The 16,577-nt window shown below is 44.5% G+C and carries 18 protein-coding genes; 6 read left to right on the top strand and 12 right to left on the bottom strand.

Annotated elements, in window-relative coordinates; genetic code table 11:
• Positions 1-8: 8 nt before the first annotated feature.
• The 3 genes from IGI77_RS05625 (at position 9) to IGI77_RS05615 (ending at position 1,620) form a co-directional block, all read left to right on the top strand.
• Positions 9-353 (top strand): YrhK family protein, encoded by a 345-nt coding sequence (locus tag IGI77_RS05625; RefSeq protein WP_015509287.1) that lies wholly within the window; start codon positions 9-11, stop codon positions 351-353.
• Between the two features lie 28 nt (positions 354-381).
• Positions 382-597, top strand: a complete 216-nt coding sequence (locus tag IGI77_RS05620) for a DUF378 domain-containing protein (protein ID WP_008379021.1) — start codon at positions 382-384, stop codon at positions 595-597.
• Positions 598-777: 180 nt separating this feature from the next.
• Entirely contained in the window at positions 778-1,620 is an 843-nt protein-coding gene (locus IGI77_RS05615; protein WP_438769659.1) for a hypothetical protein, read from the top strand.
• 51 nt (positions 1,621-1,671) lie between these two features.
• Here the strand turns inward: IGI77_RS05615 and IGI77_RS05610 are convergent, their stop codons facing one another.
• From IGI77_RS05610 to IGI77_RS05565, 10 genes are all read right to left on the bottom strand, one after another.
• Entirely contained in the window at positions 1,672-2,535 is an 864-nt protein-coding gene (locus tag IGI77_RS05610; RefSeq protein WP_115232083.1) for a formylglycine-generating enzyme family protein, read from the bottom strand.
• A gap of 15 nt (positions 2,536-2,550) precedes the next feature.
• The gene (locus IGI77_RS05605; RefSeq protein WP_074534991.1) at positions 2,551-3,327 is read right to left on the bottom strand and encodes a sulfite exporter TauE/SafE family protein; all 777 of its coding nucleotides are present in this window, start codon (positions 3,325-3,327) and stop codon (positions 2,551-2,553) included.
• The gene (locus IGI77_RS05600; protein WP_438769658.1) at positions 3,324-4,436 is read right to left on the bottom strand and encodes an SPASM domain-containing protein; all 1,113 of its coding nucleotides are present in this window, start codon (positions 4,434-4,436) and stop codon (positions 3,324-3,326) included. Before IGI77_RS05600 ends, IGI77_RS05605 begins: the two co-directional genes overlap by 4 nt.
• 18 nt (positions 4,437-4,454) lie before the next feature.
• Positions 4,455-5,960 carry a sulfatase-like hydrolase/transferase gene (locus IGI77_RS05595; protein ID WP_413128601.1) on the bottom strand — a complete coding sequence of 502 codons (1,506 nt, stop codon included), beginning with the start codon at positions 5,958-5,960 and terminating at the stop codon, positions 4,455-4,457.
• Between the two features lie 47 nt (positions 5,961-6,007).
• The gene (locus tag IGI77_RS05590) at positions 6,008-7,909 is read right to left on the bottom strand and encodes a beta-glucoside-specific PTS transporter subunit IIABC (protein ID WP_438769657.1); all 1,902 of its coding nucleotides are present in this window, start codon (positions 7,907-7,909) and stop codon (positions 6,008-6,010) included.
• A 97-nt stretch (positions 7,910-8,006) separates the two neighbouring features.
• Positions 8,007-8,831 carry a PRD domain-containing protein gene (locus tag IGI77_RS05585; protein WP_260663593.1) on the bottom strand — a complete coding sequence of 275 codons (825 nt, stop codon included), beginning with the start codon at positions 8,829-8,831 and terminating at the stop codon, positions 8,007-8,009.
• 214 nt (positions 8,832-9,045) lie between these two features.
• Entirely contained in the window at positions 9,046-10,359 is a 1,314-nt protein-coding gene (locus IGI77_RS05580) for a DUF438 domain-containing protein (RefSeq protein WP_438769656.1), read from the bottom strand.
• The gene (locus IGI77_RS05575) at positions 10,356-10,589 is read right to left on the bottom strand and encodes a DUF1858 domain-containing protein (RefSeq protein ID WP_218212818.1); all 234 of its coding nucleotides are present in this window, start codon (positions 10,587-10,589) and stop codon (positions 10,356-10,358) included. The genes IGI77_RS05580 and IGI77_RS05575 overlap by 4 nt, the downstream gene beginning before the upstream one ends.
• A gap of 112 nt (positions 10,590-10,701) precedes the next feature.
• Entirely contained in the window at positions 10,702-11,436 is a 735-nt protein-coding gene (locus IGI77_RS05570; RefSeq protein ID WP_438769655.1) for an ABC transporter permease, read from the bottom strand.
• Complete coding sequence (locus tag IGI77_RS05565) at positions 11,433-12,152, bottom strand: ABC transporter ATP-binding protein (protein WP_438769654.1); 720 nt, start codon at positions 12,150-12,152, stop codon at positions 11,433-11,435. Before IGI77_RS05565 ends, IGI77_RS05570 begins: the two co-directional genes overlap by 4 nt.
• A 96-nt stretch (positions 12,153-12,248) precedes the next feature.
• Here IGI77_RS05565 and IGI77_RS05560 point away from each other — a divergent pair, with 96 nt between their 5' ends.
• The 3 genes from IGI77_RS05560 to IGI77_RS05550 are packed head-to-tail and all read left to right on the top strand — an operon-like array spanning position 12,249 to position 14,431.
• Positions 12,249-13,001: a polysaccharide deacetylase family protein gene (locus IGI77_RS05560; RefSeq protein WP_438770513.1), complete on the top strand. Its 753-nt coding sequence runs from the start codon at positions 12,249-12,251 to the stop codon at positions 12,999-13,001.
• Positions 12,998-13,975: an ABC transporter substrate-binding protein gene (locus IGI77_RS05555; RefSeq protein ID WP_005225471.1), complete on the top strand. Its 978-nt coding sequence runs from the start codon at positions 12,998-13,000 to the stop codon at positions 13,973-13,975. The genes IGI77_RS05560 and IGI77_RS05555 overlap by 4 nt, the downstream gene beginning before the upstream one ends.
• Before the next feature lie 51 nt (positions 13,976-14,026).
• Positions 14,027-14,431, top strand: coding sequence for an arsenic metallochaperone ArsD family protein (locus tag IGI77_RS05550; RefSeq protein ID WP_154694234.1), 405 nt, complete (start codon positions 14,027-14,029; stop codon positions 14,429-14,431).
• A 56-nt stretch (positions 14,432-14,487) separates the two neighbouring features.
• On the opposite strand, the gene IGI77_RS05545 is transcribed toward IGI77_RS05550, so the two are convergent.
• Together IGI77_RS05545 and IGI77_RS05540 are read right to left on the bottom strand one after the other, a co-directional pair.
• A complete protein-coding gene (locus IGI77_RS05545) occupies positions 14,488-15,750 on the bottom strand; it encodes a PTS sugar transporter subunit IIC (RefSeq protein ID WP_438713028.1) in 1,263 nt (420 codons plus the stop codon).
• A 109-nt stretch (positions 15,751-15,859) separates the two neighbouring features.
• The gene (locus tag IGI77_RS05540) at positions 15,860-16,516 is read right to left on the bottom strand and encodes a YczE/YyaS/YitT family protein (RefSeq protein WP_086294837.1); all 657 of its coding nucleotides are present in this window, start codon (positions 16,514-16,516) and stop codon (positions 15,860-15,862) included.
• Positions 16,517-16,577: the final 61 nt, after the last annotated feature.

Below are 16,577 nucleotides of genomic sequence, written 5' to 3'. Positions count from 1 at the left end.
GAGCAGTGATGGCACCTATGCCAAAAATCAAACGGAGTGAACATCAATTCGATCCGGGAAAAGAAGAAGATGTGATCATCAAGGCAAGTCGCTTTCGCATCTATTTTCAAAATCGCTACATGTTGATCTCACTTACGAATGATATTTTGACGGGCTTGTTTTATATTTTCGGAAGTATCGTTTCATTAACTAGCTTGCCTGCGATTTACGGAACGATCGCCTATTTGATCGGCGGTGTCTTTTTGACCATTCGCCCGCTGATTAAAATCGTTCGCCATGTCTATATCTATAATGAGCGCAATCAAGAAGGCGAGAAAGAAAAAGATGTCACCATCACCGACGATGAACGTTGATGGGGCGACAACTAGAGAGGAGTTTCCTATGTTAAAAACATTTGATGGGATCGCACTGACCTTATTGATCATCGGCGGTATCAATTGGCTGCTGGTCGGCGCCTTCGAGTTTGACCTTGTCGCAGCGATCACCGGCGGCAGCACGTCGATCATTGCCCGCGTCATTTATATTCTAGTTGGGATCAGTGCATTGTATAGCCTGAAATTCTTTCCAGCTATCGCCCGCCAACAAACCCTCGACTAATTGAAAATAAAACCTGCATCTGCGGTGTCCTGACCCAAAAAAGTTAGATTTTTGGTCTAACGTTTTGAGGTCGCATCTGTGGATGCAGTTTTTTTGTCTACAATCATTGAAAAAAAACACCAGTTGTACTACTCTTGTATTTAACCTACTATTTTCGAAAAAACAAAAAGGACGTGACTCATGACCCCACCTACTAGACCCTCACTGATACGTCGGATACTCGGTCGGATGCTTTTGCTGTTGATTTTCTTATTTATTCTAAGTATTATTGGCGGAATCATTGTTTTAAATAACCTCACCATCGCGGAAAATTGGTTTGGTCTGAATGAATACCAAGTCGTTGAAATCAGGCATCAGATCATTCGTTTGTTCCCCTACTTTTGGGTAGCAGGGATCCTGTTGGTCTTTTTGATCGGTCTGATCATCGGCATCAAGAAACGCAAAAAATCGCCATTCTATTGGTTATTCTCATTGCTCTTGCTGCCAGTGATTCTCTTTTGTATTGGCGTAGTTTCCACCTTTTTACCTGTAGACCGCCAACTCTTTCGAGAAGAAGCCAGTGCCAAAGAAATTATGGCTGCGCTGCCGAATCAATCCTCATTCAAAGACAAAGAGCTGCAACTGGTCAGCTATAGTTTTCACATCCGCAATGTCCCGCTAAAAAGCGGCATTTATGCAGTTACGCGAGTGATCAATCCAAACACAGGCCTGCAAGACGAGTATTGGTATTACCCAGAAAATCTGTTGACCAAATGGAAAAAAGACGACGATACGATCGAGCTTTCGATGGAAGATACCATTGCCTTTGATGCCATCGATTGGGGCGTCATTCCCAAGATCATCAAGGATTCTGAGGCACGAGCAGCTCAGCTGGATCACTATGCTCCTGGCGTCAGCATCGTCATTTTAAACGGCTTCCAAGGTGAATGGACTTGGACCGTTGGTTTAAATGGGATTCGTAATCGCACCGAGATCAATTATGTTTATGATCTCAAAGGAAATTATCAATCCGAATGGCAATAAAACAAGCGGCACCTATCCACGTGAATAGGTGCCGCTTTTGCTTTTATCGGTTTACTGATCCAAGTCTTTGACACACCGAAACCCTAAATTATTGGCTGCCGACATCCCAGAATTACCATTTCTAGCGGCAATTCGGTATCGTTTGCAATAGGATTCGTGGCACAAAAACGAACCGCCGCGAGTCGCATACAGTTGATCATCTTGTGTTTGATTCCTTGCCCAAAAGGTTTGTCCCGTCTGTTGTTGAAACTGTGTCAGCGGGATGCGGGCAGGATTGACGCACCATTCCCAGACGTTGCCGATCATTTGATACAGACCAAAGCCGTTGGGCTCATACCATTTCGCTGGCGCTGTATTGGCAAAGCCGTCTGCTCGCGTGTTGCTTTTTGGAAACTCTCCTTGCCAAATATTGCAATGATAGGTATTTTCTGCCAAAAATTCCCTTCCCCAAGGATATTTTTCAAAACTTGTCCCGCCTTTTGCAGCGATCTCCCACTCTGCTTCTGTCGGGAGGCGTTTTTTTGCCCATTGGCAATAGGCGATCGCATCGTTGCGAGACACCTGAACCACTGGGTGATCCATCCGCTGGGCAATCGTTGAATCAGGTCCTTCAGGATGACGCCAATCTGCGCCACTAACTGCGTACCACCAAGCCATATTCGGTATCTTTTGACTGCGGTGTTTCGTTTGCTCACTTAAAAAATAGTGAAAAACGAACGACCAGCCAAAGCGCTCGGCTTCTGTGACATATCCTGTTGCTTCCACAAAAACTTGGAAAGCTTGGTTCGTCACCGTCGTGGCATCAATGGCAAATGCTGGGCTGTCGAGGCTGATTTGCGGTCCCTCAAGATCCTCGGCAAAGCCGTCCATCGTATTCGTGCCGATTCGATAAGTTCCTGCTGGAATCGTGGGCATCTGCTTGCCTCCTTTTTACAATAATTGATAGCCATTGTACAGATTGATCAGTAACACCAGCACGATCACAGTTTGAAATACCAGTGTCACTCGCTGCGGTGACAGGACGTTGCTGGCCTTGGCGCCTAACAGTCCTCCCACGATCGCGGCTGGAATAACAAACCACAAAATTTGCAGATCATACGCACCAAAACCTGTCGTAAAAGCGATCGTCAAAATTTTTGCCAGCTGTGAGAAAAAAATCGTACAAATTGAATAAATCGTCGCCTCTTTGATCGGCATGGCAAACAGCAGCATCAATAAAGAAACATTGATGGGTCCGCCGCCGATCCCCAGCAAACTGGCTAGAAAGCCGAGAATCAAGCCACAAGCTGCATACCAGCCGACTTTTTCCAACGCAAACCCACGCCAGTTATATTTTGTATACAAAAAAGCAAACAATAGTGTCAGCACGGTCACAAGGATTTGGATCAGCTGAACCATCTTGTCGTCTCGAAAGACAAGCAATAGCTGTTCAAAGGCAACATTGCCTAAAACACCGCCTAACACAGCGCCGCCAGAAACCCACAAGGCAATCGACCAATTGATTTTCCGTCCACTGGCTAATTGTCTAGCTGTCGAAACGATGGACATCGTGAAGACCGCTGTCGCCGAGTAAAAAGAGATCGCAGCAACAGAATGGGCGCCGATAAAATCGAAAATCGGTTTGATCAGCACGCCGCCCCCCATGCCCGAAACTGCCCCTACGGCATTTGCTAAGACGATCACGAGAAAATAAATCAGTCCGATCATTGTCTCACCCCTTGCAAAAGCCCCAGTATCTCATTGATTCTAGGTGTGAAGTCTTTTAACAGCTCCTGATAGCCGCAAAAACCCTCACTATCCACGTACATTTCATCTTTCATTCGCTTACAGCCTCCTCGGCACATTTTTTGGAAAGGACATTGCGTACACTTCGAAGGCATGTCTTTTTTCTGGCACAAAAACTGCTGCGAACAGTCTTGAGAAAACAATTCCCGCAACGTTTGCTCTTGGATATAGCCCATGCGAAACTCATCTAATACATAGAAGTCACAAGGATAGACACTGCCGTCGGCTTCGATCACATACTGCACTTGGCAATTGCCTAGAATCCCGCAGGCAGTTACTTGCTGCCGCACCAATAGATTCAATAAGTCATCGAACAGCTTGATACTTAGGTAGTGCCCTTGCGTCAATTCCTGCAGCCAAAACGCCAACAGCTGCTGATAAAAGCCAGCAAAGCTTTTTGGTGTCAAGGCATAGTCGTTGGTTGATGTGGCATCCAAATCAGCCAAGCAAGGAATGAATTGCACAAATGCAATCTGCTCTTCCTTGAGAAAGTCAAACACACGCTGGGCTTCCTTTGCTAACGGATTTGTCAACACGCACAAGACATTGTACTCGATCTGATAGGCATCCAATAACCGCTTGGTCTGTAAAACCCGCGCAAAGGTTCCCCGCCCTTTGGCGTCTAATCGATGACGATCGTGCGCAAGCGGATGCCCATCGATCGACAGCCCGACTAAAAAGCGATGCTCTTTCAAAAAACGACACCACTTGTCATTGATCACCATGCCGTTGGTCTGGATCGCATAGTGTACTGTCACTTGCTTTTTTTGCGCCGCAACATAAGCCGTTAGTTTTCTAAAATAACTCAGCCCCGCCATCGTCGGCTCTCCGCCTTGAAATGCCAACGTCAAATGATCGCCAGCTTCTAAGTCTGTATAAATGTTTGCAATCATCTTTTCCATTACATCCTCTTTCATTTTGCCAAAGGAACGCACTTCACGCAAGGAACTGACGTTGGCATAAAAGCAATAGGTGCAGCGCAGATTGCAAAGAGAGGATGCTGGCTTGATCAATACGGAGATGTGTTTCATGTATTGTTCCTCGCTTTTTTATTTCTTTTGTGCAATTGTCTGCCTCTGACTATTGCTTAAACCTAAGCGCTGATACTCGCTTTCAGGGGCTTCAATCTGATCCATTACTTTAATCAATTTCTGAATCATTTCTTGTTCAATCAGTGGGTCATGAAGCGGTGTTAACTGCTTTGGATCATTCTTTAGATCAAACAGCAAGTGGCCTACCGAATAAGAATCGATATAGGTGGAAACTTCGACTTCTGTGTAAGGAAAATGATTTGTAAATCGATTGCCCTCTTTCAAGACCATGCTGTCTAAGACCTCTTTATTCAAAAAACCACGCAATGAAGCATAACTAAGCGTCTGCATGGTGATTGGTCCATTCGAAGGGTGAACCGATGCACGCATATACACATAACGACCATCGTAGATATTGACATGACCGCCGTTTGTACCAAAAATAATTTCTTGATGAAGCGGTTGTGAATGCTGTTTTTTCAACACAGGCAACAAAGATTTGCCATCCATATCTAAGGTGTTCTCAATTTCAAAATAATCCAATAAAGTTGCTGGAATGTCGATGGTTTGACTCAATACTTGAGTATGGGTTCCCGATTCAGCCTGTGGGTAACTGATGAAAAAGGGCAGATGAATGATTTCTTCATACATCGGTGCGACGTTTTTTCCTAACCAGTCATGTTCCCCTAACAAAAAGCCATGGTCGGTATTCACAATGATCAAGGTATCCTCCCACATATTATTTTTTTCTATAAAGTCCAGCACTCGTCCTAAGTGATGGTCACACATACTGATCAACGCTGCGTATTCTTTTTGCAGCTCAATCAAATCCTGCTCACCAACGTCTTCTGTTACACGACCATATTTTGGCCAAAAGTAAGGTGATTCATTTGGTGTCTCCTGGTACAATTTGCGATAGGTTTCTGGCACATAAAATGGTTCATGGGGGTCAAAACATTCGACTTGCAAAAACCATTGATCTTCATTTTTGTACTGTTCCAAAAAATCCAAGCCGGCTTGGATCGTTTGAACCGTGGACAGGTCTTCTTCTACTGCTTGCCGTGTTCGATTCGCAAAATGCTGTTCCACAGAAATACCACTTTTATTTAACGGATTCAGCGGTGGATGATTCTCTGCCTGTTTTCTTGGAACCCATCGGTCACCTTCTTGTCCTCTAAATCCTTCCCATGTGGAATAACGGTTATGATAAGTGGCACCGCCATCTTCAAAGTAATGGGAGTGGTCGGTTACCAAATGACAATAAACACCATTTTGCTGCAGCGTATCAAAAATTGACGAATCAAACGGTTCTAATTGTCCCCACGAACGATGCATAAAATTGTAACGACCTGTATGAAGTTCTCTTCTCGCTGGCATACAAGGCATGCTGCCACCATAAAAGTTGTCAAACGTAACCGTTTTTTCTCTTAGCCGTTCAAAGTTTGGCGTGTTGATCCAATCGTTTCCGTAGTTTGATAAAAAATCTCTAGCCAGAGTATCAAACATCAGCATAATTGCTCGCATAGCATTCTTTCCTTCTTTCTTTTCTTTCCTTTTCTTGGTCATTGCGACTACTTGACGATCGTTATCGCCCCTCGATTATCATCAGCGATCACATCTAAGTATGCGGAAGTATTGGTAACGACGATCGGCGTCACTAACGAGTATCCTGCCTCTTCAATTTCTTCTTTATCAAATGTAAGCAATACCTCTCCTTGCTTGACCTGATCCCCTTGCTTGACTTTTGTTTCGAAAAAACGACCATCCAAGTTCACTGTATCCATGCCGATGTGAATCAACACTTCCACGCCATCGTCCGACTTCAAGCCAATCGCATGCTTCGTTGGAAACAGTGTTTCAACTACTCCGTCAAAAGGTGCTCGAACCAGTCCTTCATCTGGTGAAACTGCTAAGCCTTTTCCTAATAGTCCATTTGCAAATGCTTGATCTTCTACTGCCGATAAAGGCAAAACGATGCCTGTTAATGGTAGCGAAAAAGTGATTTCTTTCGCTTCTCTTTCTGATGGGATCAAAGGTGAGGCTTCATTATCACTAGCTGTTGCTTCTTGCCGATCCTCTTGCGGATCATACAAGAAGGTAATCGTTAAAATAAATGATAAGACGAATGCTACAGTGATCGCTAATACATATCCGTAAAAGCCGCTTCCGATGCCTTCTGTCGGATCAATGTAGTTGGGTAAACTAAAGATACCCATCCCACCTATAATAAAGGATTTTGTTCCCATGGCACCCATGATCAATCCGCCGATCGAGGCTGAAATCAAGGTCGCAATAAATGGTTTTTTTCTAGGCAACGTGATACCGTACAAGGATGGCTCCGATACCCCAAACAGACTGGAAATAAATGCGGGAATCCCGATTGCCCGAATAGAATTATTTCTAGACTTAATAATAACTGCCAGCACAGCTCCTGCGGTCGCAAATGGAGTCGCTTGTCCTAAGACCATCACTGGGTCGTAACCAAGTACACCAATATTGTTGATTGCGATCGGAATGATTCCCCAGTGAAGACCAAACATGACCAACACTTGCCAAACAGCACCAACTGCAATCCCTGCAATAATTGGGCTGAAGTTATAGATCGCCAACACAGCCGCACCCAACAAATTGCCGATCCACGTCGCGATTGGACCAATGACAATGAAAGTCAGCGGAACCATGATCAAGACGGTTAGAAAAGGAACTAAGAAACTCCGTACAATACTAGGAATGATTTTTGTAATGCCTTTTTCTAATTTGGCACCAAAATAGGTAGCAATGACGATTGGAATAACACTGGAACTATAACTCATTAAAATGACTGGTATTCCTAAAAAAGTGACATAAACAGGCGATTCAAAAACAGTTCCTGCAAACAAGGTATACAACGGTTCGGCATTTGCCGTCAAGCCAGACAAGGCTGGATAAACAAGGGCAGCACCGATCGCCATACCGACAAATTGCTTTAAACCAAATTTTTTCGCTGCGGTATATCCTAAAAAGATTGGAAAGAAGTAGAAGAAACAATCACCTGCTGCTTGCAAAATCGCATAGGTTCCTGACGTATTCTCAATCCATCCCAAAGAAACAAATAGTGCATTTAATCCTTTGATCATTCCTGTGGCAGCTAGAAGACCCAATACAGGTGTAAAGATACTGGAGATCACATCGATAAAAGCATCCAGCGGTCCTTTCTTTTCTCCCGAAGGTGCCGCATCATTTCCTGCCAATCCTGCATGTTGAACAAATTCTTGGTACACCTCTGGCACATGATTGCCGATCACGACTTGGTATTGACCGCCGCTTTGAACGACTGTCACGATCCCTTTCGTCTTTTTCAGTGTTTCGGTGTCTGCTTGCTCCTCATGTTTTAAATCAAAACGCAGTCTTGTGATGCAGTGGGTCACCCCATTGATATTTTCTTTTCCCCCGACTCCTTTTAAAATTTCATCGACCAATTCTTGATATGCCATCGTTCTCATCCTTTCAATGTAAAAATAAAAAGCAAGACAAATAACTATTCCTTGATGGAATAATTATCAGTCTTGCCTGCATTATCAGTAACAACCTTTATTCGTTCTCTATTAACTTTTGAATGTGTAATGTTAAGTACAGCTTTTCATCATCGTTCAAGGGAACATCTAAATACTTTTCAATCAAAAGCATCGTCTTATAAGCGTCTGCATACTGTCCACTCACGTGTCCCAATAGTGGATTTGCTTTTACCACATCTGGTCGAGCCTTCAATCGTTGGAAAAAAAAGCGCAAATGGGTGATAAATCGATCGAATGCCAAAGAGTTTTCATCAATTTGTATCTTGTTTGAAAATCGTATAAGTGAAATAATATCGCGAATCTTTTTTGCAATCGATTGGACATCTTTTGGCTGATCAACCTCATCTGTTACTTGTGCATTGATCAAATGCATTGCTATATTTCCTGCTTCTTCTTCCTCAAAGACGACCCCTGTTTCTTGTCCTATCATTTCCAATGCTTTTTTACCAACTTCAAATTCCTGCGGATAAAACTTTTTTATTTCCCATGATAATCGGTTCGTAACTGTGATTCCTTGTTCATGCAGTTTGAACAGGTTATACAGATGATCGGTAAGTGATACATACAGCGTCTCGCTTAACTCCTGTTTTATTTCCGCTTTTGCAAGTGAGATAATATCATCCGCTAAAGACACATAGTTTGTTGGTATGGATGACAATAAACTTAAAAACCGCTCGGAAACTTTGTTCTTATGAAGCACAAACACTTTTTCAATTTTTGATTCATCGGCGGTTTGTCCTGGTTTCATTTTGAAGCCAAGGCCGGTACCGATCCAGATAAAATCTTTGCCATCTTTTCCGACCAAAACTGCATTGTTGTTTAAGATTTTTTTGATCTTCAAGACGCTTCTCACCTCCTTAAAATGAAAAAAGGCGATACCTTAATACATGTGTAGGATCCATACACACGTAAAAAGGTATAGCCTGCATTATCAGTAACTACCCATTTGATTGCCTTTACTATACTATTTTTCTAGAAACGTTGCAAGCGTTTTATTGATTTTTCTTTTTTTGCTTCGTTTCAAATAGACACGGATCAGCCTTTCTCCAAACTGCTCACTGGTCCAGCAAACGGCTTTGCCCTTCGATTTTTTGGATCTTTGTAATGTCTTGCGTGACTTCTAGACAACCTAAATAGATGCCTGCTTCATTTTTTAATGCAAAGTAGCGAATATAGATTTTACGGCCCCGCATATCGATCCAAAATTCAGCTGTCTCCCTTGTACCCGCTCGAAAATCATCCAAAATCTGTTGCACGAGATGCATGCTTTTCGGTGGATGGCAGTTGACGACTTCACGACCTAAAACCGAATTCGTTCGTGGAAAGACGCGACTCTTGCCTTCTGAATAAAAGCGCACCCGCTCTTCACTATCTACAAAGGTCAAGTCCACTGGCAGCGTTTGAAAAATGGCCACCAATTGCTCAAATTGCAGATTACCAGTAGGCAATGAAACGGTCGGCTGTTCAGCAATTTGCGGCGAATCTTCCGATTCTGTGACTTGAAAGTCATTGAATCCTAAACCGGCTGCGATGCCAGCGGTTGTTTCTTGGGCTTGTTTGATCGCCGCTTGCCGTGCGGGTTCTGCCGCCTGTTCCTTTTCAAGGGCTTCTTGGCTCGGTTTCCAAGGAAGCGGTTCTGGGATAAAGGCAAAGCCGATGTCAAAGCTGTCAGCCGCAATTTGTTCCCAATCTTTAAGACTGAAGACATCCAGCGTCATGGGCACCATGATTTCTTCTTCTTTGAAAATCATCTCTTCGATCTCGTTTTTGACTGCTTCCCATTGGACAGCGATTGGATTATAGGCAGCATTTTCGGATGCCAAAAGCTCATTGAGCGCTTTGATCATAACCCGAATATCATCATCAACACCCCACATCACTTTTGGCGGCGCAGTGATGCCGTACTTCTCCATGTAAGAAAAAATCAACGTTTCTTTTCGCGCATAGTGTTTGTCGATCTGCATTAAATCATTGCAGGCAGCTTGTAGACGCTTTTTAGGCGTCCAATCACCGGTTTTGATTTTGGCTAAGAGGCTGTCGATCTCATCGGTCAACAGGGAATGTAGGACTTGGTTCTCCAATCTCAGGGTATGCACAGGATGGCCTGGTTGCCCATATTCTTCATTGGAGTGATGGATCTCATTGATCGATCCTTTAAAAACAGCAGCATGAATATTGCACAAACGCTGAATCTCAGAAGGGTCCAACCCCGTTTGGATCAAAGCTTTTTCAGCAGCAGTGATCTCCGTCACATCCACACCATCAAATTCTTCGTTAAACAAGCGTTTGGCTTCTTCAAAGGAACCGCCTTGGTGAAGCAAACTCAGTATTTCGACGATCCGTTCTTGTCTTTGACTGTTGGTTTTCATTTCGTCGCTCCTTTCACAAAAAACCCTTGTTTTTCGAAAGCGAGACAAACCGTTTCCAAGGGGATCTTCTTCATCTGAGCACCTTTGGGTATCGTCATATAACGTCCAGCAGTTTGCAGCATCCCTGGTTGATTGATCGCCGTAAACCCTAGTTGACTCATGATTTCTTGTATTTCAGGGTATTGTGCCACAAGTTCATAGAGCGTTTTTGACAGATCGATTTCTTTCATAGTAAGGTCTTCCTTTCAGTGAGAATGATTCTCAATAAGATATCCTTAGTATAAATCATTTTGTTCAAAAATACACGAACTGCCGCAAACATTTATCAATCGATCATTTTTTTTAAGATTGTCGGTAACGGCACACCACTTTTTCCAACCAATCGATACTGGCAAAAAGCATATAGCCCATCAAAGCAATCAGGAGGATACCCGAAAGCATTTGTGGGTAGTCCATTTTTGACCACGCACTTAAGATCAGATAGCCGACACCATACGTCGTGTTATAGTTTTCGGCAAAAAAGAGGGAAGCCAACGCGATCCCGATACTGACCCGCACACTGGCAAAAAGCGCGGGCATGAGCGCGGGCAAAATAACGAAGCGCAAGACATGGCGCCATTGATTGGTATAATTTTTCATGACCTGAAAATACGTTGGTGGGATCTTCGTGACTGCATCACGAATCGAGACGATCACTTGAATGACGATCACCGCAAAAATCAAGAGAATTTTTGAGAGATTGCCTAAGCCAAAGAAAATCATAAAGACGGGTAAAAACGCAACTTTAGGAATCGGATATAAAAAGTAAAGCAGTGGACCAAGCAGCCGATCCACTCTTTGGGATCGCCCAATCAAGATTCCTAACGGCACCCCGACTAGCAACGCCCCGCTCAACGCCGCAAATACCCGCAGCAAACTGGCACCTGCGTGGATCAGTAAGACTTCTCGCAGTGCCCAAAAACGTTCGGCCGTTTCTAAAGGATTAGGCAGTGAGCGATTGTTGGTCACCCAGCTTACGCCCCACCAAACCACGACAAACGAACAGAAGCCCCAAGCAAAAGATTTGATGGTTTTCATTGCCTCGCCTCCCTCATTTGTTCTTTCAACTGCAAGACGACTTCATAAAAAGCCAACGAGTCTCGTTCCTGCTGGCTGCCGTAAAATGGATTACTGATCGGCGTAACGCCCTGATCTTTTAGCAGCAAAATCGTCTGCCCCAAAAACACTGCCTCTTCTGGATCGTGGGTCACCACGATCAAGCTGTTTTGTCTGCGCTGCTGTTGAGCAGCGATCATGGCTTGTGCGTTTGCTTTGGTTTCTTGGTCCAGTGAAGCAGTCGGCTCATCCAATAATAAAACATCGGGCTGTGTGATCAGTCCCCGCCCCATGGCGGTCCGCTGTTTTTGACCGCCGCTAAGCTGATACGGATAGCGGTCCTGCACCTGCGTCAATCCCAACTCAGTCAAACAGCTGGCGACCCGTTTTTTACGGCGCTCACTAGGGATTTGGTTGATGAGTAGCGGCATTTCCAGTGCTTGGTAGACTGTTTGCCAAGGAAACAAATGCAGTTCTTGGAAAACGACCTCGATGTTGTCAGGGGAACAGCCTTGGTAAGTGATCGTGCCCGATTGCGGTCGCTGCAACCCTTTGACCAAGGATAAAAGCGTGCTTTTGCCAATGCCCGATTCTCCCAGCAGCACATAGGTCACGCCTTGTTCAAAACAAAACGAAAGGTTTTTAAAAATGGCGGTATCTCCATAGGTAAAGGAAACGGAATCGAATAGAATACTCATCAGAGAATAAACTTCTTTCTTCAAATTATTTGTGTTGGTTTTCACATTTTATGCTATACTATTTTTTGCGTGATTGACAAGAAAGGATGGTTTATGATGTTTCAGACCCTCGTATTTCATGAAATACGTCCCGAAGCAGAACTTTATGATCAGGTCCGCCCGATCAAAGTCGCAGACGGGTATCAAGATGCCTTGCCTCTGCCCTTATTCAATAGCACTTCTCATTTTAAACAACAAATCGACTTTTTGAAAGCAGAAAATTACCATACGTTGACCCTTGCAGAAGTCAAAGATTTTTATTTCCGGCAGCAGCCGCTACCAGAAAAATCCGTGTTGCTGACCTTTGACGACTGCTATCAATCGATGAAAGAATATGCCTACCCACTGTTGAAAGAAGCTGGTTTCAAGGCAACAGCCTTTGTCGTGACTGGCTGGCTTTTTGATGCCCCTCAGCCTTACGAGCCAGAAGTTTCGCGGACATTGAGCAGCGGCGAATTAGCCGAAATGAGCGATGTCTTCGAATATGCCAACCATACCGATCATTTTCACGAACGCAAGGACCAGCAAGGGCGTTCGATGTGGGAAACACCAGCAGCCTTTGCGCAAGACTTACGAAGCTGCAATCAGCACGTGTCCATCAAGGATGTTTTTGCCTATCCCTTTGGCTTTTATGATCCGCAGACGATCGCTACCTTGGAAAAGGAAGGCTTCGTTCTAGCATTTACCACCAAACCAGGTATCAACACGGCACAAACCAAGCCAATGGAACTCCATCGGGCAGTCATCCCGTTCTCACTACCAATGGCTGCTTTTGAACAACGATTTAGAAACGAGGAAATGAACCAATGAAAAAAACGATTTTAGCAAGTATCCTAGCACTATTCGCTGTTGGCGCTGCCGCATGCGGTAACACTGGCGAAACAGCAAGTACCAGCAATTCCAGCACTAGCAGTACAGAAGCTGCGGTCACAGATCAAACATTGACGATCGGGGTGTTACCAGCAGAATCAGCGATTCCGATCATTCTAGCAAAAGAAGAAGGCTTTTTCGAAAAGCAAGGATTGACTGTGGAACTCAAATCCTTCACTTCCCCGAATGACCGCAATGTGGCGGTGCAGGCAGGCGAGCTGGATGGTACGATCAGCGATGTCATGACAGAAGCGACCTTTAAGCAAAACGGCATTGATATGACGATCACTTCTGATATTTTGGAAAACTTCAAGATTCTCGCTTCACCGAATTCAGGGATCACTGAGATGAAAGGGTTAGCGGATAAAAAAATCACCCTTGTACCGAATTTCATTTTAGAATACATCATGGACCAATTTGCACAGGAAAATGATTTTACCTATGACATCGTGGATATCGCTTCTTTTTCTGCCCGTTCCGAAGCATTGCTCAATGACCAAGTCGATGGCGCTGTTTATACGGAACCGCAAGCCAGCATGTTGGCTGCCCAAGGGGCGATTGTTTTAGGCAGCTCTAAAGATGCTGGCATCAAAGGCGGCACACTGCAATTTATGGACGAAGTTATCCAAAATCGCCCGCAAGACCTAAAAGCATTCTACACTGCTTACAACGAAGCCATCGATTACATGAATGCTCATTCAGCAAAAGACTATGCCGACATCTTGGCAGACTATCAATTTCCCGATGCTATGAGTACTTACTTAGACAGCCAGGAAGACTATCCGTATGCCCAGGCAGTGCCGCAAGAGCAATTCGACGCAATCATTGCTTGGACGAAAGACAAGGGTCAAATCGACCAAGCGTATTCTTACAACGAGTTGACCAATTTCGATTTTTTACCCGCTGACGAATAAGAAACAACAAAAAAGACGCATTTGCGTCTTTTTTTGTTGTTTCACTTCTTTTTGATACTCTTTTTTGCTCGTGGCAAGAAATTCAGGTATACTTTTGACAAATCAGCTGCCATGAAAGGATTTGATGCAATGCCAACGATCGCTGTTTATGCCGACCAGAAAGAAGATACTTGGGAAGCACACTTGACTCACCAGTTAAAAATAAATGAAGAAAGGACCCAGGCTCATCAAACATTCCATAACGAACCTTTAACGATCGACGAATATTTTTTTGCAGAAGATCCTGCCCCTTTTTATACGAATCAAGCCGTCAAGCAGCAATTAGCAAGCAATGGCCGCAGCTGTCTGCCACTCGTGTATGTCGACGATCAGCTATTTTGCCAAGGTCGCTTGCCAACGATCCGTGAATGGGAACAATTGACGAAATCTGGGATCACTGTGCAATTTGATGAGTAGCAGCCACTGTTTTCTTTGCCAGACAAAACAAAGCACCACGTGCCAATCATCAGCGTTTAGTTCTCCCCCTTCGCGGCAACTGCGTCGGTAACGCCTTTTTCTTCTTCTGTTAAACTTCGTTCGCTGATTTTAAAGAATGGATAGTAGATCGCCACACTAATCAGTAAGGAAGCGATACTCCAAAGAACAGCAGGGATATTGCCGCCGGTTGCAAGGTAAGTATTGATAAAGGGCGGTGTGGTCCACGGTGGATTGAACATGATTCGCCCAATGACATTGGTGACCGACAAGAAATACGTTCCGACACATAATACAAGGGGTGTCAGGATGAAAGGAATCATCATAATAGGGTTCATCACGATCGGAAACCCAAAAATGATTGGCTCATTGATACAAAAAATAGCAGAGGGCAAAGCCATCTTCCCTAGGGAACGATAGGCTTTTTTCTTTGAAACTAACATGTTGATGATCAGCCCCAGTGTTGAACCAGTGCCTCCATAGCACAAAAACATGATATAAAACCCGCCTGCAAAAATGTTCGGTAACGGTTCGCCTGCAGTGTAGGCTTCGGTATTGGCTGCTAATAAAGCTAGAAAAATCGGATCGCCGATACTCCCCATCACATTGCTGCCATGAATCCCTAAACACCAAAGCAACAAAATCAAAAAGGTATACAACAGCATCCCAGGCAATGTGTTTAGACCAACTGCCAGCGGTGAAAAGATGGCTTGCACGAATTGATTGACATTAAATTCCAACAAGACCCGAATCACCCAGGCACCAGTGATGATGGCAGCTCCAGGAAGCAAGACCGAAAAACTCTTGGCAACTGCGGGCGGCACTTCTGCTGGCATCCGAATCACTAAGCGGTGCTTGAGAAAAAAGCGATGGATCACTACTGTCGCAATCGCTGTGACGATTCCTGTAAACAGACCAGACGCCCCCAAAGAAGCTGGATCGATCGTCCATTCTTCCCCCGCCTGCAGCAGCAAAAACGCGCAGACTGCCAACACGACAGAACCGATCCGATCGATCTCATACGAGGCCGCCAAATAGTAGGCGATCCCGATACAAGCGGCCAGTCCCAAAATTCCAAATGTAAAATTGCTGGCGGCGCCTAGTTTGACGCCAAATTCCCCGACAAACTCGGTCCAGCCAGGAAAAGGCAGATTGGCTAAAATCAAAAAGAGACTGCCGATTATCGTCAGCGGCATCGTGACGGCGACTCCGTTGCGCACGGCAACTAAAAACCGATTTTCACTGATCCTAACCAATTTTGGTACAAAATTTTCCTGAAACCCTTCGATCAACCGATTCATCCTGTCTCCTCCTACTAAATATCTCGCTTTTTTAATAAGAGTAGCATAAAAAACGCTTTCTGCATTTTTAGAACACTCGACACCTTCCCAATTCCAAGAATACTGCTGGCTAACTGTTTCTTTGCCAAATGGGTAAAGCCCCTGCCAAATCACGTTCCTTCGACCAAGCGATGGCACCTGAGAGCAAAAAGAAACTAATGACCGTCCCTTCCCTCACCGCTAGCGGTAAGCCCAAACTGATCGCTAGCAAGAGTGCCCCCGAAATACAGACTGCATCAACGCCATAACGGTACTGCTTAAATGTCCAACGACTGCGTTGCGCCAGCAAATGACACCAGTGCTCGATTGGAAATTTCAAGACCTGCAACCGTAGGACTTGTCCCGTCGCCGTTCCAGAAATCAAGATCCCACCGATCAAAGCAGCTAGTTGGCTCCAATAATTCGTCAAGTGCAGCGATGCCAAGAAGTAGTAAACAAAGCCATTGATCAAATAGCCGAATGCCAGCAAAGCGAAAAACATAATCAAGTACTCACTGCCTTTTTGTTTGAGGGACGTCTGCCGCCGATCCAATAGCCAACAGGCAGCTAAAAAGCTCAAATTGATGGCTGTAGTGATGGTGCCGACTTTGATTCCTGACATCGTTGCCAGCGTGACATTCAAGGCATTAAAACTACTGACCCCAACGCTTGCTTTAATGGTCAAGCTGATCCCGAATGCACTCAGTCCATAAAAAATCCCTGATCCTATCCATTGCTTTTTATTCATTTTTTCTCCCACACTTTCTTTTTTGCTTTTCTAAGTATGTGCTATACTGACTAAAAACAAA

The sequence above is a fragment of the Enterococcus sp. DIV0213h genome (genome assembly GCF_051711285.1).
Classification (GTDB): domain Bacteria; phylum Bacillota; class Bacilli; order Lactobacillales; family Enterococcaceae; genus Enterococcus_D; species Enterococcus_D casseliflavus.
The sequence above is the reverse complement of the archived record's forward strand: the minus strand, read 5'-3'. Positions and strand labels throughout refer to the sequence as shown.